This window comes from Pseudomonadota bacterium (assembly GCA_018823135.1).
Lineage (GTDB): Bacteria > Desulfobacterota > Desulfobulbia > Desulfobulbales > CALZHT01 > JAHJJF01.
In genome coordinates this window covers 1-19,014 of record JAHJJF010000057.1, presented here as the reverse complement: position 1 = coordinate 19,014, position 19,014 = coordinate 1, and the positions used below count along the sequence as shown (strand labels likewise).

At 49.7% G+C, this 19,014-nt stretch carries 18 protein-coding genes; 14 read left to right on the top strand and 4 right to left on the bottom strand.

Features of this window, described 5'->3' with window-relative positions; translation table 11 throughout:
- Together KKE17_05360 and KKE17_05355 are read left to right on the top strand one after the other, a co-directional pair.
- On the top strand, positions 1–183 hold a 183-nt coding region (locus KKE17_05360; GenBank protein MBU1709418.1), incomplete at its 5' end, for a hypothetical protein.
- A gap of 72 nt (positions 184–255) precedes the next feature.
- Positions 256–2,031: an AAA family ATPase gene (locus KKE17_05355; protein ID MBU1709417.1), complete on the top strand. Its 1,776-nt coding sequence runs from the start codon at positions 256–258 to the stop codon at positions 2,029–2,031.
- Here the strand turns inward: KKE17_05355 and sfsA are convergent.
- Entirely contained in the window at positions 2,028–2,753 is a 726-nt protein-coding gene (gene sfsA, locus KKE17_05350; protein ID MBU1709416.1) for a DNA/RNA nuclease SfsA, read from the bottom strand. The two genes, KKE17_05355 and sfsA, sit on opposite strands and share 4 nt — an antisense overlap.
- Positions 2,754–2,899: 146 nt before the next feature.
- Between sfsA and KKE17_05345 the strand changes: the two genes are divergently transcribed.
- The 12 genes from KKE17_05345 to fliW all read left to right on the top strand — a co-directional run bounded on the left by KKE17_05345 (position 2,900) and on the right by fliW (position 15,016).
- Positions 2,900–3,193, top strand: coding sequence for an EscU/YscU/HrcU family type III secretion system export apparatus switch protein (locus tag KKE17_05345; GenBank protein MBU1709415.1), 294 nt, complete (start codon positions 2,900–2,902; stop codon positions 3,191–3,193).
- A gap of 238 nt (positions 3,194–3,431) precedes the next feature.
- Complete coding sequence (gene flgF / locus KKE17_05340; protein ID MBU1709414.1) at positions 3,432–4,160, top strand: flagellar basal-body rod protein FlgF; 729 nt, start codon at positions 3,432–3,434, stop codon at positions 4,158–4,160.
- Positions 4,161–4,234: 74 nt separating this feature from the next.
- On the top strand, positions 4,235–5,017 hold the full coding sequence (flgG, locus tag KKE17_05335) for a flagellar basal-body rod protein FlgG (protein MBU1709413.1): 783 nt from the start codon (positions 4,235–4,237) through the stop codon (positions 5,015–5,017).
- Between the two features lie 11 nt (positions 5,018–5,028).
- Complete coding sequence (gene flgA / locus KKE17_05330) at positions 5,029–5,763, top strand: flagellar basal body P-ring formation chaperone FlgA (GenBank protein ID MBU1709412.1); 735 nt, start codon at positions 5,029–5,031, stop codon at positions 5,761–5,763.
- Positions 5,764–5,968: 205 nt separating this feature from the next.
- The gene (locus KKE17_05325) at positions 5,969–6,694 is read left to right on the top strand and encodes a flagellar basal body L-ring protein FlgH (protein ID MBU1709411.1); all 726 of its coding nucleotides are present in this window, start codon (positions 5,969–5,971) and stop codon (positions 6,692–6,694) included.
- A 338-nt stretch (positions 6,695–7,032) separates the two neighbouring features.
- Complete coding sequence (locus tag KKE17_05320; GenBank protein ID MBU1709410.1) at positions 7,033–8,106, top strand: flagellar basal body P-ring protein FlgI; 1,074 nt, start codon at positions 7,033–7,035, stop codon at positions 8,104–8,106.
- A 25-nt stretch (positions 8,107–8,131) separates the two neighbouring features.
- Positions 8,132–8,440 carry a rod-binding protein gene (locus KKE17_05315; GenBank protein MBU1709409.1) on the top strand — a complete coding sequence of 103 codons (309 nt, stop codon included), beginning with the start codon at positions 8,132–8,134 and terminating at the stop codon, positions 8,438–8,440.
- Between the two features lie 9 nt (positions 8,441–8,449).
- Positions 8,450–8,968, top strand: coding sequence for a flagellar protein FlgN (locus KKE17_05310; GenBank protein ID MBU1709408.1), 519 nt, complete (start codon positions 8,450–8,452; stop codon positions 8,966–8,968).
- A gap of 2 nt (positions 8,969–8,970) precedes the next feature.
- Positions 8,971–11,478 (top strand): flagellar hook-associated protein FlgK, encoded by a 2,508-nt coding sequence (gene flgK, locus KKE17_05305; GenBank protein ID MBU1709407.1) that lies wholly within the window; start codon positions 8,971–8,973, stop codon positions 11,476–11,478.
- A 72-nt stretch (positions 11,479–11,550) separates the two neighbouring features.
- Complete coding sequence (locus KKE17_05300; protein MBU1709406.1) at positions 11,551–14,157, top strand: hypothetical protein; 2,607 nt, start codon at positions 11,551–11,553, stop codon at positions 14,155–14,157.
- Positions 14,158–14,223: 66 nt separating this feature from the next.
- Positions 14,224–14,469: a carbon storage regulator CsrA gene (csrA, locus tag KKE17_05295; protein MBU1709405.1), complete on the top strand. Its 246-nt coding sequence runs from the start codon at positions 14,224–14,226 to the stop codon at positions 14,467–14,469.
- A 91-nt stretch (positions 14,470–14,560) separates the two neighbouring features.
- Positions 14,561–15,016 (top strand): flagellar assembly protein FliW, encoded by a 456-nt coding sequence (gene fliW, locus KKE17_05290; GenBank protein MBU1709404.1) that lies wholly within the window; start codon positions 14,561–14,563, stop codon positions 15,014–15,016.
- A gap of 267 nt (positions 15,017–15,283) precedes the next feature.
- Here fliW and flgM read toward each other — a convergent pair whose 3' ends face one another.
- The 3 genes from flgM to KKE17_05275 all read right to left on the bottom strand — a co-directional run.
- Positions 15,284–15,595, bottom strand: coding sequence for a flagellar biosynthesis anti-sigma factor FlgM (gene flgM, locus KKE17_05285; GenBank protein MBU1709403.1), 312 nt, complete (start codon positions 15,593–15,595; stop codon positions 15,284–15,286).
- A 199-nt stretch (positions 15,596–15,794) separates the two neighbouring features.
- On the bottom strand, positions 15,795–17,423 hold the full coding sequence (locus tag KKE17_05280) for a HEAT repeat domain-containing protein (protein ID MBU1709402.1): 1,629 nt from the start codon (positions 17,421–17,423) through the stop codon (positions 15,795–15,797).
- A gap of 398 nt (positions 17,424–17,821) precedes the next feature.
- Positions 17,822–19,014, bottom strand: a 1,193-nt coding sequence (locus KKE17_05275) for a DUF3494 domain-containing protein (GenBank protein MBU1709401.1), incomplete at its 5' end; no start/stop codon positions are given.

The window sequence follows — 19,014 nt, the reverse complement described above, 5'->3', positions numbered from 1 at the left end:
TGCATCCGGAAAAGCCGGGAAGGAAAAAAATGTACTTCTTTTGCAGTAAACTGCAGTATACTTTCAGGCAGAATCGACCACAAGCGAACCCCTCCGCAGCAAGGGGTATGTAATTTACGAGTCGCATCAGGAGAAAGGCCTGTCGGCCTTGTTGACTCAGGCGAGGGTAAGTACATTTTTTAAGCTTTTGTTGTGGCGGAGGGGGGTTCCTCCTCCATTTCTCAATCATCATAAATACGTGTTAAGGCGAAGAGTATGGCGCTCGATACAAAATTGACCGAATTTTATAAAGCCCATCTTCCGGAAAGTCGGATTGAGGGCACGATGCTCAGGGCTGAATGTCCTTTCTGTGCAAAAAAAGGCAGAAAAAAGACCGGCGCAATAATTGTTTTTCTTGGGGCGGAAGGATATTTTACTGGTTACTTTCGGTGCCTGAGTCGTTGTGTCCCCGGAGGGTTTGCAGCTCATTTCGCTAGATTAAGGGGCTTGGAGTCGGGCAGTGTTCCTGGTCACGATCCGGATGGTGAGCCGTATCTGGAAAAAAGTGAATTTCCCCTGGATACGATCAATTCAGACATTCCCAAATATCAATCCAGCATCACTGTAAAAATTAAGGAAAGATTTGCAGGCCAGGGGGTGAGCGCGGAAACTCTTGAAGAATTGAAAATCGGTTTCAACGGCCGCTATATCGTCTATCCGTATTATATGGCAAACGGTAACTGCTATACGGCGCATTGTATTTCTCCGGAAAACAAGAGTGAACAGTTCTGGCATGGGGATCAGTCTTTTTCCGCAAACGGGCTGCAGATTTTTAACATCAATGACATTGATTATTGCCAAGGCGGGGCGTTGTTTGTTGTCGAAGGGGAAGAAAATCTTCTCTGCCTTCGGGAGCTTGGATTTCCAGGAGTTGCGGTCCCGGTCGCAAAGGATCTGGCGTTCATTGATCCCAAACGTTTTCAATATATACAAACTGTTTTTCTGGTGGTGAACAACAGTCTGGAAGCGGATAATGCGGCCCGCGCCTTTGCCGCACGGGTGGGCTTTAAGGTTCGGATGCTCTCCTGGCCGGCGCAACGGGAACGTGATTTCTGCCTGGTGAAACTGGCCAGGGAAGATTCGGCGGATTTCAAGAATCAGGTCACCGCAATGGTCAAGGCCTCACAGGCTTTTTCCCCCTTCCGGCGGCCGGGGCGTGAATATCAAGTATTTCTTGAAAATATCGACAGGCAGCATTCGGAAAGTTTTCAGGCGCTCCATACCGGCATTAAAGGATTTGACGCGGCAATGGACGGCATTCACGGAATCAACATCATCGGCGGCGCGCCCAAGGCCGGCAAGTCCTGTCTTGGAATACAGCTTGCCACGGAAATGGCCCGCAAAAAAGTCCCGGTGGTTTATTATGATTTTGAAAACGGCGTTCAGAAAATCTATCAACGCACCTTGTCGCGGTTGAGTCGGCTGCCGGTTGAAAGGATTATCGACGATAATGGGGATGCGGAAGAAACCAGGAGGCTGGACACCGCAAAAGAAGATTTTCGTAATATGCTTGAGTATTTCCGGGTGGTTAACGACCGCCAGCTCACCCCGGAAATCATGCGGCGGCATATTGATTTCCTGTGTCATGAGACGAGAAAGGATGATGTGGTGGTCGTTGTAGACAGTCTTCACAAGCTGCCGTTCAAGGATTTTTCAGAACGCCGCACCGGTATTGACGCCTGGCTGCGGGAATTTGAATCGATCAGGGATGAAATGAATGTCGCCTTTCTGGTGATCTCCGAGTTGAGCCGCCAGGAAGGCGGGCGGTATGACGGGGTGCCGCACATGGGGCTTTTCAAGGATTCCGGTGATATCGAGTACACTGCGGATAACGCCCTGGTATTTCTGCCCGAATGGAATCCTGTTGATATAACCGACCAAGGGGAAAGAATAAACGCCTTATGGCTGGTGGCAAGCCGTGAATACAGCCCGGGGCTTATTGCCAGATACCGACTTGATTTTCCTTTCTGGGGATTTACAGAGTTGGATTAATAGTTATTGGATCGGGATGCCTTGTCCGGCAGGATTATTTCAAGTCGGCGGATTATCTCAATGGCCTGCGGGGAGACATCTGCCTGATAAGCCAGCGCCTGAACACCTTGTTGGCAGGCCCTTGCCAGGGTCTCGGCATAGAGCGGATCAATATGGGCTGCCGGTGAAAATTGCGCGGCATCGGCTCGCTGGACACAGAACAGAACCATGGCAAGGTGACCGGCCTTTTTCAGGGAGATGAGTTCCTCAAGATGTTTCGTTCCCCTTGTGGTCACCGCATCGGGAAACATGGCAATGCCGTTTTCGGCAAGTGTGCAGTTTTTCACCTCAAGGTAAATTTGCTGATTGCCGCGCTTCAGCAGAAAATCAAGTCGGCTCCTGTCGGAAACTGTTACCTCCGGTTGAATCGTATCAACAATGCCGATCTCATGTATTTTCCCTCTTTCGATGGCCTCGCGGACCAGAGGGTTGGTGCGCATTGTGTTGATCCCCACCCAATTGCCTCCCACCTTGATCATCTCCAGGGTCCGGGGATATTTCCGTTTGGGGTTGTCAGATGTGGACAGCATGACATCATTACCGGCAGCGCATAACCCCATCATCGACCCTGAATTCGGGCAATGCACTGTAGTTATGTTTCGATCCGGCATTTCGACATCCGCTAAAAAGCGCTTATAACGCTTGATCAGCGTTGCCGGGTGTAGGTTCTTTTCAAATTTCATATTTGCCTGGTTGCTACCGATACGCTACATTAACTGAACGGTAAGCACTCACATGGTTCGAATCTGCCCGCGATCAGGGGCATCCGACCGTATCGACCGGCATCCCGGTTCACCGGGGGAACTTTTTAGTAAATAAGCTTTTCATTATGCCCAAAAAGACAGACTCCGGCAAGGCCGCATCCAGAAAAAAAGCCATTGCCATTCGTTATGACAAGGGCAGAGACCCTGCCCCGAAAATTGTCGGCAAAGGCGAAGGACTCGTGGCGGAGCGTATCCTCGCCCTGGCCAGAGAACTCGGCATTCCCATCCATGAAGACACCGATCTTACGGAAATCCTCGCACGGCTTGATCTCAATGAAGAAATCCCTCCCTCAACCTATCTGGTGGTTGCGGAAATCCTCGCTTTTATCTACCGGGCCAATAAAAATTGGCAGCCCTGATTTCTTTGCAATGGAACTGGGCATTTTTTTCCCATCAGCACCTCTCGTCGCCCCTTGATTAATCGTCAACATTGGCATCAAGATTTTGGTGCCAAGCACTCATTGCGCTCCTTCTAAGCCGTTAAACGTAATTCCGGCAGTGAGTTTGTCTGTACTCTGCCGGCCATGGCTTCCTGCGTAACAAAACGTGGCACACATGTTGCAACAACAGACAACAAACTCAATAACGAGGTGAATCTTGTATATCCAAAACAGGCTCGGACTTATCGAAAGCGTTGAAACAATGCTTCGCCAGGAAAACCGATTGTCTCAGGTGGCAAACAACCTGGCAAATGTCGATACAACTGGTTTTAAGAAGGAAAACGTAACCTTCTGGGAAATGCTCTACAAAGCAAGTGGCAACAGGCATCGGGTGGGAAAGGGGGCAAAAATCATTACCGACCACCAGCAGGGGCCGACGCAGCTGACCGGAAACCCTCTGGATATAGCGATAAACGGCGAGGGCTATTTCAAGATTCAGACTCAGCGGGGAATGCGCTACACCCGGGATGGAAATTTCCATAAAAACAGCCAGGGACAGGTGACAACCTCCAACGGCGACCTGCTCATGGGGCAGGGCGGCGCTATCACCATTGAGGGCGGAATTGTCACCATTGACAATCAGGGCAGTGTTTATGTCGACGGCAACCTCGCGGACCAGCTGGCCATTGTTACCTTTGCAGATACCAATGGTCTGGAGAAAGAAGGTCTGAATATGTATCGCACCAAAAGTGCAGACGTACAGGAGCAGACACCCGAAGAATATACGCTTGAGCAGGGGTATCTGGAAGAGTCAAATGTCAACACGGTTAAGGAAATGACCGAGATGATCGAGTTGCAGAGGGTGTTCGAGGCTCAGCAGAAAGTAATCAGAACCATTGACGAGATTAATGACGAGGCCATCAGGAGAGTCGGGAAATTGACGTAATGATGGCTATTTTGACGGAAAACAACAAAAAATAATGACATTTTTTTGACATAAAATCAAAAAAGGAAAAAATTATGATACGTGCACTTTATTCTGCCAGAACAGGCATGATCGGTCAGCAGCTTCAGCTGGACACAATCGCAAATAATCTGGCAAACGTTAATACTGCGGGTTTCAAAAAAAGCAGAACACAATTTGAAGATCTTTTTTATCAGACCATCAGGGATGTCGGGGTGGAAACCACCGGAGGCGGACAGGTCCCCACCGGGATTCAGGTGGGCATGGGATCGAGGCCTACGGCTATCCAGAAGATTTTCACCCAGGGTGATTATGTGGAAACCGGCAATGATCTTGACTGGGCCATCGAGGGGCAGGGCTTTTTTCAAATACTTAGAAACGGCGAAGAGTTCTATACCCGCGCCGGGCAATTTAAAAGAGACGGCAACGGCTACCTGGTTACGGCAAATGGAGATCGTCTGCAACCTGAATTTGCGGTTCCGGCCGGCACGGTTGCTCTGTCCATTGATGCAGGGGGCATGCTTACCGCCAAGGACGGTGCCCAGCAGACGCTGGCCACAACCCAGGTGACACTGCATGGTTTTATTAATCCGGCAGGGCTTAAAAGTATGGGCGGCAATCTCTACGCCGAGACCGAGGCCTCCGGAGCCCCCACCGAAGCAAATCCCGGGACCGGCGGCATCGGAACAATTGCTCAGCGCTTCATGGAAACATCAAACGTGGACGTTACGGAGGAAATGGTCAACCTGATCACTACCCAGCGCGCCTATGAAGTGAATTCAAAAACCATTCAGACCGCAGACAGATTGCTTGAAATCAGCAATACGCTGATCAGGTAGGAGATGACCTTATGAAGCGACCAAGCCTCCTTGCTGTAATGATGAGTTTCATTCTTGTGTTTCTTGTCACCGGCGGCGCAGTTCAAGCTGAAGATTTGAACACTGTTGTTCTGGATAAAGCCGTTTTTCAGCAGGCCTTTGAAAAGATCATTCGTGAATCGTTGCCCTGGCCCAAGGAAGATATGCAGTTTGCCGATTTTTCTGCAAAGCCGGAGAAACTCGAAGTGGCAGCAGGAGCCATTGAATTTCGATTGACCGGCAATGCTGCTGAATTCAGGCTTGGCAGGAACCAGGCAAATTTTGCCATACTCTCGGATGGCAGAGAATATGGCACGGTTATGATGGTTTGTGAGCTCAGGCTGATTGGCGAGGTTGTTTTTACCACCCGGTCATTACGGAAAGATTCGGTTATTACTGCTGAAGATATGAAAGTGGTCCGGCGGGACATTTCCATGTTGGGCTCAGAGCTGGTCAACAATATAAATGATGCGGTGGGCAAGCAACTGAATGTATCCCTTAATGCCGGTGCCGTGCTTTATAAATATCTGCTGACTCCGCCGGTGTTGGTAGAACGGGGCGATCTCGTAACAATCCTTGCCCAGTCGAATAATTTGCGGGTGACTGCTCCGGGAGAGGCAAGGGAGCAGGGGGCCTACGGTGACATGGTGCGAGTGAAAAATCTGATGAGCCGGCGGGAAGTGTATGCCCGGGTTGTTGACCCGGCAACCGTTGAGGTCATCTTTTAGCCTGAGTATGTATTCCCTTCAAGGGATTGAAAAGAGTGACCTGCGGGGAGTGCATGCTGCGGGGCTCTGATTCTCAGCTTTGTCAGCGGGAGAGTCAATATTTAATGAATATTTTTAAGCCCGTATATAAGGGTCTTCAGCAACAGAGCGACCAACGGGAAACTCCAATCAATGCCCGGAAAATTTCGGGTCAGGAGGAAAAGGCATGCGGAGCACCAGAAACCTCATAATAATTCCAACACTCTTATTGATGATTACAGGTTGTGTTGCCAGCGGATCAAGCAAGTTGACCGACACGGCACCCTCATCAAAGGATCTGCCGGAAAGGTTCAGCCTGCCCACCGTGGAAAGGCAGAACGCATTGCCCCAGGAAGGGGCGATCTATTCCCAGCAGACAAATCTCGATCTGTATAGGGACAGCCGGGCTCGGGCCATCGGCGATATTCTTCTTGTGAAAATCGTCGAAACCTCCACCGGATCAAAAAATGCTTCAACCAAGACCGAAAGAGAGTCCTCCATTTCCGGCGGCGTTGCTGCTTTATTCGGGGTTGAAAAATGGCTTTCCGGCAAGAACAGCAATTTCACCCCATCCATGACATCCCTCCAGGCCGGCCTTACAAACGATTTTGAAGGAAAAGGTGAAACAAAACGCGACAGTACGGTCACCGCCACCCTTTCGGCACGGGTTGTTGATGTAACCATGGACGGCAATCTGGTGGTTCGGGGCTTCAGGGAAATACGCGTCAATGACGAAACCCAGTACATTATTCTTTCGGGCATTGTGAGGATCAAGGATATTTCTCAGGATAATTCCATACTTTCGTCACATATCTCGGACGCCAGGATCGAATACAGCGGCACCGGGGTGATAAGCGACAAGCAACATCCCGGCTGGCTCGCCCGAGGGCTTGATCTGCTCTGGCCATTCTGATGACAAAAACAGGCTATGAGTAAAAGAAAAATTATGAACTAGGAAAAAAATTCCCTTACATGGAGGCGGTTTTTTACCGGGGAGAGTCGGGTACAGGATAAATTGTATATTTTCTTAAATGGATGATTTTAATAACATGCCGAAATTGTTGAACATTAAAGAGTCTGAAAACAGTATATGTTTTTTTGGGGGTTTGAAGAAGCAGCAAAATGGGCCGTGGCATATGGCTTGCAGAACATTCAACCAACACCCTTTAAGCTCATGACAAATTCAAGGTAAACACTATGAAACGAAAAGATTACAACACCCGGGGAACAATGATTGCGGAAAGTTCACGCATGAAGGGAATGGTTGTTATTCTTTCAGCAATATTGGTGGTTTTGTCCGCAAGCCACGCCCAGGCAATTCGATTGAAAGACATGGCATCGGTGAAGGGCGTCAGAAACAATCAGCTCATCGGCTACGGTCTGGTTGTGGGCTTGGACGGCACAGGAGACGGAAGTCAGGCAGCCTTTACCACCCAGGGTCTGATCAATATGTTGGAGAATATGGGGGTGCATGTCAACGAGCAAAGCGTCAAAGTCAAAAACGTCGCGGGAGTGATGATCAGCGCGACCCTTCCGCCTTTTGTCAAAACCGGTCAGAGCATTGATGTAACGGTTTCTTCCCTTGGAGACTGTTCATCACTGCAGGGTGGGACGCTGATTGCCACGCCTCTTAAGGGTCTTGATGGTCAGGTGTATGCCATTGCGCAGGGGGCGGTCAGCATCGGCGGCTTTGAGTCCACCGGTGTGAGGGGTGCACAGAAAAAGCATCTTACCGTGGCGCGAATACCAAGCGGCGCAACCGTGGAGCGGGAGGTTGCCCTGACATTTGCAGGGAAAAAAATAATAACCATCAGTCTTGATTCTGCGGATTTTACAACCATTTCGAGAACCGTCAACGCCATTGATGCTTTTTTAGGTGGTACCTATGCAACAGCCAAAGATGGGGCAACGGTTGACATCGTCGTCCCTGAAAAATTTTATAATCAGGAAGTCACCCTGCTTGCCGCCTTGGAAAACTTGAGCATCACACCCGATGCGTCGGCAAAAGTAGTGCTTGATGAAAGAACCGGGACCGTGGTCATGGGGGAGAATGTCCGGATCAGCCATCTTGCCCTGTCTCATGGCAACTTGAGCCTGCAGATTACCGCGGAACAATCGCGGCCACGATTGCCTAATGCACCGTCCAATGAAAATATTTCAGCCCGGGATCTGGAGAATCGGCTGGTGACCCTTTCCGTGGGCACAACCCTCGGGGAAGTGGTGCGAGCACTTAATTCCGTTGGAGTGACCCCCCGGGACCTGATTTCCATTTTTCAATCTATCAAGGCGTCTGGTGCTCTGCAGGCCGATCTTGAGATAATATGATTCCGACAAATGGGGCGACACTGCAATGAATTTATCTGAAACAGGATTAATAACCCTTAAGCAAACGCCGGTTTCTGCCGATATTATTAAAGAGAAAAAGCTGCGTAAAGCCTGCGCTGATTTTGAAGCGATCATCTTGAAGCAGATGCTTGCAACGATGCGCAAAAGCATCCCCAAGAGCGGACTTGTTGACACCAGTTATGCCCAGGAAATGTACCAATCGCTTCATGATGATGGATTAGCAGAAAAGATGGCGCACACCAAGGGTATGGGATTCGGTGAAATACTCTTTCAGCAACTCACGGGAAAAATCAAACCAACCGCAGCAAAATAGGAATCCACCATGGAATACAACGATAGTCCAAGAATCAAGGCTCTTCCTGAGGCCATTTTCAAAATTCTCGACCAGCAGGTCCGTCTCCTCAAAGAACTCGGGACAATTGTAGAAGAGGAAAAAAAGGCCCTTTCGGAAAGGGATCTGTCGGCGCTTGTCAGTCTCAGCAGGAAAAAAGAAAATCAGCTCAAGAGAATAGCCACACTTGATACGTTACTGCAGGAGACAGCCAGAAATGCGACCAATATCCCGCAAGACAAGATTATTCGGCTCGAAGATCTGAGACCCCATGCAAATGAAGAGGAGCTGGAAATTCTTGAGGGCCGGAAGCAGACCCTGGAATCCATGCGGGAAGATGTCCTGGAGCGCAATATGATGAATAAACGGTTTACCCATGATGTTCTCGGCTACCTCAATGATGCCATTCACCTGATAACCGGTGCGGTTGCGGAACGTTCCACCTATGGCGCCCGGGGAAGCGAAAGAAGGGCTGTCAATGGCCCTACCCTGATCAGCAGAGAGGTCTGACAATGGCCGGTATTTCAGGTATGCTTAATGTTGCAAAAGAAGCGCTGCTTACCCACCAGCTTTCGGTGCAGGTTGCTGCCCATAACATTGCCAACGTTGATACACCGGGCTATTCCCGTCAGGTTTTAGGAGTAACCACCAATATTTCCACGCCGTCCGCGGTGGGAAATATCGGCAATGGCGTCCAGGCCGTGTCAATTGCCCGGAAATATGATCGGTTCATGACCCAGAGGATCATGGAGCAGAATTCCACTCTGGGCGATCTGGAGGCGCAGCAACAGTCACTGCGCGTTGTCGAAGCAATATTTAATGAAGCGCCGGGTCTGGCCCTGAATGATCTCATGACCCAGTTCTGGGACAGCTGGCAGAATCTTGCAAATAATCCGGAAATTCTTTCCGCCCGCCAGGAGGTTGTCCAGCAGGGTCAGTTGTTGGGCCAGCACCTCCAGCACATGAGTGCTGAAATAGCCAAGACAAAATACGATATCAGCATGAGCCTTGACAATGCCGTTGAAGACGTAAATGCCCTGACCGCCCAGATAGCTGATCTGAATGCCCGGATCAGTTCCACTGAAACAACGACCTACAAGGCGAATGATCTCAGGGATGAGCGCGATGAAATTTTAAGAGAGCTCTCCAGTCTTATTGATGTCGCCTATTTCGAAAATAATTCCGGTGATTATACCGTGTTGCTGAGAGACGGTCATAGCCTGGTGGAGCAAACGCAGAGCTGGACCTTAAACTGGGCAAATGAAAAAATGTACTGGAATAATGTTAAGCCCGACGGCACGATTACCCGGGCTCCGGTCAGCGATAAAGTTTCTATGGGCGGCAAAATCGGCGGGTATGTGGCAATCCATAATGAGCTCGTCGAGGACAACCCGGAGAATTATCTCGGCAAGCTTGACGCGCTCGCCAATGCCCTTGTCCGTGAAGTGAACCAGCAGCATTCCCAAGGTGCCGGCCTTTATGCTTTTTCCTCCGAACAGATCGGCACGGAGACGGCCAAGAACGCAACGCATCTGAATACTACGGTCAATGCGGCAAACGCCACCGATTCCATTGAGGCGGGCATTTTCAAGATTAACGATCGCAGCATCGGAGAAATCGACGGGGCCGCCGCGGTCTACGGACTGGCCATGACCAAGGCATCTAATGCCGTGCAGCAGATAAATCTCGCCGCGGCCGGAGTCACCGCCAAAATGACTACTCAGCTGGCTGGAACCGTAGTTGACTCAACAACTTTGACCGCCGGCGGCGGGGATGTTTTTTCATTTGATATCAATGGTGTTGCGGTCACCTATACAACTGCGGCGGCTGATGTGGGAGATGACGCGCTGTTTGCACAAAACGTCATTGATTCAATCAACACGGCTATAACCACATATAATGCCACAGCCACCAACCCGATGGATATCAGCATTGAGGCGGTTCTTGGGGATGATGCCAACGGCGGCGTCGCGAATTCAATCGTCTTGAGGAACACCAATGCCGGCGATGAATCACGGATTATTGTCGGCGCCATCACCTCAACGCCTGTCGGACTCGAAGACAATCTCGGTCTTACCGCAGGCACTTATGATGCTGATGCCACTCACAATCGTGGAACCATATCTCTTTTTTCCGATGAACAGTTTACGGTTGTAACCAATACCGATGATACCTTTCTCGATCATCTCGGTATGGGTGGAGGACTCACCCCTGAAGATCGGCCAAACGATGGTAAATTTACCTACCGCTTCACTGATCCCGGCGGAGTTGTCATGTCTCTCCAGGGCTTTCAGTATAACAATGAACTGGTGACTGACGGCGGCAGTTTTGACATCTGGTTATATAGTAGTGATGGGACTCTTGCTCTTCCTCAGCCGGTGAATGTTTCTCTGGAGCGGGCTTATGACCTTCAGGATGTCGCTGATGCGATCAATGTCTCAATAACCAATGCCAGCGGCGGCGGCGCCTGGATAACGGCGTCGGTCAAAAATAATCAGCTGTCTCTCAACCCCGACAGCACCCACACATTCGCTTTTGCCAATGACAATTCGAACTTCCTGCAGGTTGCCGGGATCAATACGTTTTTCAGCGGGTACGATGCCAGCACCTTAGGCGTAAACAGCGTGGTTGCAGATAATCTCAACAACATGGCAGCAGCTACGGTCACCGTTAACGGTGAGCTTTTCAGGGGTGACAACACCAATATTCTGGCAATCACCAATATACAGCACGATGAAACCGTTCATTTTACCGGGAGCACCCCCAACACCCTTGATGATTTTTATAACTCACTTGTCGGCAAGATAGGCATCCGCGGGCGAACGGTTATCAGGGATACTGATTTTAATGGACAGGTGTTGAACCAGATGAATGAAATGCGTGATTCGGTTTCAGGGGTTTCCCTTGATGAGGAAATGGCCAATCTTATACGGTTTCAGCATGCCTATTCAGCCGCAGCAAAATTGATCAGCACAGCTGACGAGATGATGATCACGCTTCTTGATACCTTGAAGCGATAACCCGGCAGCGAGCAGTCCGGGACAGGAGTTTTTGCTATGCGTACGACAATGCAATCTCAGCACAGGTTCTTAATGACTGACCTCAACAGGACAACCTGGGAGTTGTCCCAATTGAACAACCAGATCTCCTCGGGACGGCAGATGTCCAAGATCTCGGACAATCCCGGCAATCTGGTAAGCGCCCTGACCTTGCGATCGAATATTTCTGAAATAAAGCAATATAAGGAAAATCTGACCTACGGATACAACCTTGTAAGCGGCTCGGAAAGCAGTCTCACCCAGATCAAGGAACAGGTCATGCGGGCAAAGCTCCTGAATGTCCAGGCCATTAATGGCGCTCTCTCAACGGAGAATCTGCGCTCAATGGGTGAAGAGGTGCGGCATCTGTTTGAACAGTCTGTTATTCTCGCCAATACCCAGGTCAACGGCAAATACCTTTTCGGTGGCTATCGGACAACCGGATACAATGATATTGAGCCAACACCATTCATGGCTGGTTTTGTTGACGGATATCGACTCACCGGCAGCACGCCTGCGGCTCTTTCCGGCGAGTTGACCACCGGCCAGATCTCCACAGGCACGGACCTGGCGGCAGGCGATCTGCTGATCAATGGCGAGGACATGGGCATTGTTGATCTGACCACCGCAGCCCCCTCTGATTACAACCTGAACATGGGTGGCGCCTTCAGGCTGGCAGACGCGATCAACACCAACTCATCGACAACCACCGCCACGGTCACCACTCTTTATGCGGGACTGGTAGCTCAAGACGAAGCGCCGGTAGACTTGAATCCGACTGCGGTTTCCTTTGATCTGAATAATATCCCCGTATCCGTGAATATTGCAGACGGGCGTCTTGCTGCGGACGTGGCCCAGGATGTGGTGGATGCCATCAACCTGGTCAGTGAGCAGACCGGCGTTCAGGCGGTTCGGGGTGACGGCACCAACGGCGGTATCGCAAATTCCGTTGTCCTTTCAAACATGCGATCGGGCGACGACAATAATATCGTTATCGCCAATATGAATCCCCCGGGGCCGAACCTGACCGGGCTTGTTGACGTGGATCAGGTGGCTGACGATCAGCATAACACCGGGACCGTGTCGATGTCATCGGAGGCCACAGCCATTGATATAACAACCAGCGCCGCAGGGGTTGACGATTCCATCCTGAATCTGGTGGGCCTCGACGGCGGCGGTATCGGTTTTGCCGATGAGATAGGTGACGGCGTTCTGGTTTACGGCTATCAGCTTGCGGACCAGGATCTTATTTTAAACGGGCAGTCTATTGCAGCGCCGGTCGATGACGGTGTTTCGACAATTTTTGCAGATACCTCCGCTGCTTCCAAGGCTGCGGCAATCAACCTCGAATCAGGGGTCACCGGTGTGACCGCAGTGGTTACCCCGGCCTCATTTCGTACAAACGGCGTAGTAACAGCAGGAAATATCGGTCCTGGAGATCTGGTGATCAACGGCGTTGACATCTTTCCGGCAACCACGACGATAAGCGCTCGCGACGACACCAATGCACTTGTACGCGCCATTAATACTTTTTCAAGCACAACCGGGATTAACGCGACAAGGAACACGGATGGGAACATCATGCTTTCCGCTGTCGATGGCAGGAACATGCATATCGTCACCTCGGCAAACGGCGAAAGGATTTCCCATCTTAATGGCGGCAGCCCGGCGGTGCCTCAGAGTAAAGTCTATTATGGATCAGTGCAGCTTAAATCAGACAGGGTATTTTCTATTGAAACGACTCCCACGGCCAGTTTCGAGCAGGGCCTTGCAGCCCTCGGCATGTCGGGAGGCGCGACCAATACCGGAGAGGCCGGTGATTTGCCGGCGGACGGCTTAATCACCGTGGACAGTATCATTGTTCAGGAAGGCAATGTCCGCTATACCGGCGATAGAAGCAACGATATTTCCATCAAGGTCGGCCAGCGAAGCACTCTGAAAGTGAGTAAGAACGGCCAGGATGTTTTAATGGATATCAATGCTTTTTCAACTTTAAAACGCTTCGAGGATTTCCTCAAAGGGCAGAATTTCACTGAAGTTGTGGGAAATGCCGCGGCCACCGATGTAACCGCCACTCTTGGCTCTGGCGATACCGGATTGCCGAGACACGATGAATTGGTGGCCGGTGATTTTACCCTTACCGTGATGGATCATGAACAATATCCGCCGGTGGAGACGAAGATTAGAATCCCTGTGGACCCGGCAATTGATACGCCTGAAACCATAGCCCAGAAAATAAACGGCGTCGCCGGGATTACCGCAACGTGGAACAGCAGCGGTTATATGGAAATTGAAAGTACCGATGCCGCCAGATACACCTTTGTTTTAGAGAGCGACTCAAGCAATTTTCTTAAATCGGCTGGCGTGAGCTTCAGTGATATCCAGACATATTCTCTTGGGCAATCGCTTGCAGAAATGAATCAGCTTGCGGAAGATCTGACCCGGCAGATATCTGATTTCGGGGCCAGGGCGAACCGCATAGAGACCCAGAACGAGATATTCATAAATCTGGAATTAAGCACGACAGAGAATCTTTCAGAGAAACAGGATACGGATATTATCGAGGCGCTGATGAAGCTTAAAGCCAAGGAGGTTGCCTACGAGGCGGCCCTTTCGGCATCCGCCAAGGTCATGCAGTTAAGTCTTGTCAATTTCCTCTAGCGTGAATACCATGGAAGGTATCACAGGCAGGCAAATTTTATTAATCAAAAGCCATGGAGGGCGCCCATGCTGGTACTTGCAAGAAAAATCGGGGAGGCAATTGCCATACAGGACGACATAAAAATCAAGGTCCTGGAAATCAAGGGGGGGCAGGTCAAGCTGGGAATCGAGGCCCCGAAACATCTGGCTGTGCACCGTGAAGAAATTTATCAACAGATTCTTGAAGAAAACAGGAAGGCCGCTATGGAAGCACCCCAGGATATTGGGTCTTTGCCGCAGGGATTAAAAATTTTTTCAGGCGAAAAAGAATAACACCTGCCGTTTGGATTGATGCCGAGCCGGCATTGTAATTGAGGTTCATGTTGTGGAGGAATGAAGTATGAGCAGTGTAACCGCTGAGAACATCAGCAGCCAGGAAAACCCGACGGGAATCAAGATATCAACCAGTCGTTTTGGTGAGCTTACAATAGATAAAGACAAAATAATTATAATGACCAGCCCTTTTCTGGGATTCCCTGATTCGACGCGGTTCATACTCCAGAAACACGGGCTGTCCTCGCCGTTCATGTGGTTTCAGTCTGTGGATGACCCGAACCTTGCCTTTGTGGTTATTCAATCCGTGGTTGTGGATCCGAGTTATAATCCTCCTGTCAATGATCATATAAGGGAAGAACTTGAGGCTACAGATGTAAGTGAACTTGAGCTTCTTTTGATTCTCACAATCCCCAGGGAAAATCCCAGGGCAATGACAGCTAATCTGCTCGGACCGGTGATGATAAATGCCAATAAGCGGCTGGCTAAACAGGTGCTTCTCGATCCGGGCAGATATGATTGCTGCTGGCCGATTATTAGTGAATGAGCCGGGTATTTTCCGGGTAAACATTTCGCGGCTCGCTTCGTAGGCATGTGATTAAGCTCGTTGAATAAAGGAGACAGCAGGCTGAATTCAAAGAATAAACTTAAAAAAGGCAGGAATGCGTAGGAGATTTTTCTCTCTGACTTCTGGCTTCTGGCTTCTGATCCACCCTGAATTGTTGCGGATTAACGGTTAGAAGAGGTCGGTGAAATAAAAAAAACGGCCTCAGGATGAGGCCGCAGGATTGAATATATGAAAAATTTAGAAAAATCAGTCTTCGGGAAGATAATCGGTAAGAAGGCTCGTCAGCATGCGGTCGGCAACTTTATAGGGATCCACCTGGTATTTGCCGCTTGCAACCTGCTGTTTCAGTTCCTGAACTTTTTCCTCGCGGACAACAGGGGTTTCCAGAAGAATTTCCTGCATTTTCTGGACATCACGGGATCCGTCTGACAACTCGACCCGATCGGTTTCAACGGTGGAACCGGCGGTCCTGGCAGGATCAACACCAGCATCAGCGGTTTTTTTGATCTGGATTTTATTGTCCGTTTTAATCTGTGGAAAAAGATTGGTAAGCTTCATTTCCGGTGCCGTCCTTGTTAAATATCATGGCAGCTGATTGTTAGTCGGCGTTCATTTATATAGTTTTCTAATTAACATATCGGCATCCTGAAAACAAACTTTAAACAAAATAATGCAGTTTCTGCAAAAAAAATATTTGAGCTCGACTGCAGGGGCTTTGGGGCGTCTGGTCTGCCGAACAGAGATAGGGTCGCGGGCTTTAATCGGTCTTGCCGGGCTCTTTTTTTGCGGCCATAACAAACCGGTCATGGGTCGGCTCAAATTTGATATGACAGGTCAGATGCAAATCCGGGGCAACTTTGACGGTGAATTTGTGAGTAGCCTTGGCAAGTTCATCAAGCCCTTTTCCTGAGAGGGCGACAAGCCTGTCACAAAAAGCCTGGTGCTTTTTTTGAGGGAATGTTCTGGCTATCTGCCATTTACCAGCTTTTTTAAAGTGGATGTTGAAGGTGTCCGGTGATTCCTGTTTTTCATCATCTTTCAACGGGCCGACACAGATCATCTCGATATTTTCTGCCGCAGCTTGGGCTAGGACTTTGTTTATCGTTTTAGGCAGGTCATCTTCCGTAATGATCTGCATGTCCTTGATGCAGATCTCAAGGGCAGCGACAAGGTCCTTGTCACGCTTCAGAAAGAATTTAGCCTGTTCTTCATCGAGTTTTTTCTTGAGATTCTTTTGTAAGTCCTTGGTGCCGGTGGATTGAAAGAATTTGATCAGGTCAACTTTGGTTTTTGATTCGTCAATCGCATCGTAGTTGTTATATAACCATTGTACGTACATTATCCTGACATCAGGTTCCTTCCTGGCCAGGATGGGCAGGGTCCGCAAAACCACCTCCTGCATTTCATGTGCTAAGACGTTTTCTTCGATAATATCAAAGGCGGTTCGGGTGCCGATTTTGGCAAGGGCCATGAATATTGCAAGTCTTAAGCTCTGTTTGCCCTGTTTCAGGGCGTTCTGGAGAGTTGGCACAACCGAGGGATCGCCACTGTCGCCCAGGGCATGGACGATGTCGGAAGTCTGCTCCTTCTGCAATGCATCAAGGAGGGCATTACGGGACTCGACAGTGCCGAATTCTACAAGGGATTTAAGGGCCATCGCCCTCAGGGCCGGTTGGGGGGAACGCAGGAGTTTTGTCAGCTCAGGGATGGTTTCCGCGGCCCCGGTTTTGGCATAGGCAAAGATAGTTTCCGGCGGTTTTTCATTTTCAAAGGAGTATTTAAGTGTCTTTATGGAATCAGGAGTATTCTGGTTGAGCAGTTCATCCGCAGCATATTGCCGGTCTTTGGAATTTTCACTTTTCAGGAGCCGTTGGAGATCGATAATACTGACATCGCCCTGGGTATTTTTCAGGAGTAATCTGTCGACCCCGGGGTCGAATTTAACGAATAATGTGGTTTTTGCTCCATCACCGTAATCGAGCTCTATTTTCCCTTCAGCCTCTTTCTTCTCCCATGGCGAGATTCCCGCAAGGAGCAAAATTCTTTGATAAACCGGCCCCTTGGTGTTTGCCGGCAGCGAATGAGCCTGAAACCAGCCGGTACCTAAATTATAATATACATTAAAGGGGGCCTCGGCGTTGGTCTCAATGCCGGCAGCAACTTCGGTTGTATCGTCGTCAGATGTTTTAATAAGTTCTTCAAGGAGTTGCGGATCAAGAGCCTCCTCGGCAGAGAGGATCGGTTTTTTTTCTTTAATAACTTCATCAGAAGGGATGGAAACAAAAGTTATAAATTCCGCATTTTTTTTAGCGGCCAAGGTAAGGATTGAATCTACGAGTTTGATTATCGGAGATTCTTCTTTTGATCCTGTAATGTTTTCTTCCATTGCCGTCCTTCAAGTTTTTCGGGTTTTGCCGGCACAACTTTTCAAGTGGAATTAAGTTGGCTTTGAACCAAGCTTTGCAGGCGATGATTCAATAAATAACCCAACTGCATATTTTGTGTGCCAGGCGCTCTAATCCCTTCAGGTTTGTTAGCCGAATGAAAAATCATGTTATTGATGATCTTTACATTATTATTATAATTAATAAACACTGCAAACGGAAATTTTTTATATTAGGCGTTCTGCTCTTGGGCAAAAGGCCTTTTGACAGAGGACACTTTTTTCACTGGATTAAAAGAGCGGGGTGATGGAGAAAGACAAAAAGGGGAGACCGGCCGATTTATGAAAAATAGCCTGCCTCCCCTTTTCCTGTGATGCTGTCTTTATTTCTTTGTCATGCCTTACGGGGCAGTAATGGTATCAGAAATCAAGGTGACTTGATCGGTTACCGCAAACAATCTGCCCGTTATGCTGGCACCGGCCAGCACGTTTACCTGTGACCAGGCGAAGACGTTTCCGTAGAAGCTGGTGCCCGCTTCAATGGCTGTGGCGCCGCCCGTCCTGAAATAGACGTTCCTGGCCTGTGCGTTATTATCGAGGATGATTGCGCCGCTTGGAGCGCCGGCGGTAAAATTGCCGTCTATCGAGAAAATGAAGACAGCATTCGGATCGCCCTGGGCATCGAGATGAAGAGGACCGGTGGTTAATAATACATTGACCGCGGTCTTGTAGACGCCCCGGGTGAGGGTCTGGCCGCCCAGCTGAATTGGGCAAACCTGAGTTGCTGCAGCCGGATTCGGGTCAGCCGCAAGGAAGTCATAGGCAATCCCCAAGTCGGTTCTGGCCTGATTTAAAAATGCAATAGTGCTTGCATACGGTGCAGGTATTAAAGCGGGATCAGTATCATCGTGTGCATATGACAACCCACCCGTGAGCTCATCTACTTGCCCTGCGCCTGCACCTGTCACGAATCCCTCATAATAGCTGCGGGCCTGGTCTAGAATTCCCATATCTCCACCGGTCAGCGCACTGGCTGTTGATCCGGTGGTGGTGACCTTCTGGCTGGCCAGAATTATGAATCTGTCGGCTTCCCCAAGTACTGGTGATTGTGGTCCGACCATTACTGTCGCGGCGGTGGTAAAGTTCCAGGATGTTTCATTTCCCAGTTGATTTCCTGCCAGGTCTTTGACTACGCCGGCAATAGTGGCGGTATAGTTGGTGTCGGTTTCGAGATTGTTGACCGGCGTGTAGGTCACAGTCGTACCTGAGTAGGTCAAAGTACATGCCAATGGTGCATTGACGCCATCTGACAGAGTAAAGTTATCGGTGATGATGGTTGAGGGGTCCATCGGTTCACTGAAGGTAGCGGAAACACTCTGGGTGGTGAACACCTCTGTGGCGTTATCAGCAGGGTTTGTGGTCAAAACTGTAGGTGGGGTGCTGTCTGCGCTCGCACCGGTTGTAAAGGTCCATTCCTTGTCAACTGCCAGTGGGTTGCCTGCGAGATCCGTGGCCCCAATAGTAATTTTGGCGGTATAAACAATGCCGGAATCGAGAGCGGTTGTCGGCGCAAAGCTCGCAGTTTTGACGCCGG

Coding starts and splice junctions, on each gene's coding strand:
- KKE17_05355 (MBU1709417.1), top strand. CDS start 256: ATGGCGCTCGATACAAAATTGACCGAATTTTATAAAGCCCATCTTCCG.
- sfsA (MBU1709416.1), bottom strand. CDS start 2,753: ATGAAATTTGAAAAGAACCTACACCCGGCAACGCTGATCAAGCGTTAT.
- KKE17_05345 (MBU1709415.1), top strand. CDS start 2,900: ATGCCCAAAAAGACAGACTCCGGCAAGGCCGCATCCAGAAAAAAAGCC.
- flgG (MBU1709413.1), top strand. CDS start 4,235: ATGATACGTGCACTTTATTCTGCCAGAACAGGCATGATCGGTCAGCAG.
- flgA (MBU1709412.1), top strand. CDS start 5,029: ATGAAGCGACCAAGCCTCCTTGCTGTAATGATGAGTTTCATTCTTGTG.
- KKE17_05325 (MBU1709411.1), top strand. CDS start 5,969: ATGCGGAGCACCAGAAACCTCATAATAATTCCAACACTCTTATTGATG.
- KKE17_05320 (MBU1709410.1), top strand. CDS start 7,033: ATGAAGGGAATGGTTGTTATTCTTTCAGCAATATTGGTGGTTTTGTCC.
- KKE17_05315 (MBU1709409.1), top strand. CDS start 8,132: ATGAATTTATCTGAAACAGGATTAATAACCCTTAAGCAAACGCCGGTT.
- KKE17_05310 (MBU1709408.1), top strand. CDS start 8,450: ATGGAATACAACGATAGTCCAAGAATCAAGGCTCTTCCTGAGGCCATT.
- flgK (MBU1709407.1), top strand. CDS start 8,971: ATGGCCGGTATTTCAGGTATGCTTAATGTTGCAAAAGAAGCGCTGCTT.
- KKE17_05300 (MBU1709406.1), top strand. CDS start 11,551: ATGACTGACCTCAACAGGACAACCTGGGAGTTGTCCCAATTGAACAAC.
- csrA (MBU1709405.1), top strand. CDS start 14,224: ATGCTGGTACTTGCAAGAAAAATCGGGGAGGCAATTGCCATACAGGAC.
- flgM (MBU1709403.1), bottom strand. CDS start 15,595: ATGAAGCTTACCAATCTTTTTCCACAGATTAAAACGGACAATAAAATC.
- KKE17_05280 (MBU1709402.1), bottom strand. CDS start 17,423: ATGGAAGAAAACATTACAGGATCAAAAGAAGAATCTCCGATAATCAAA.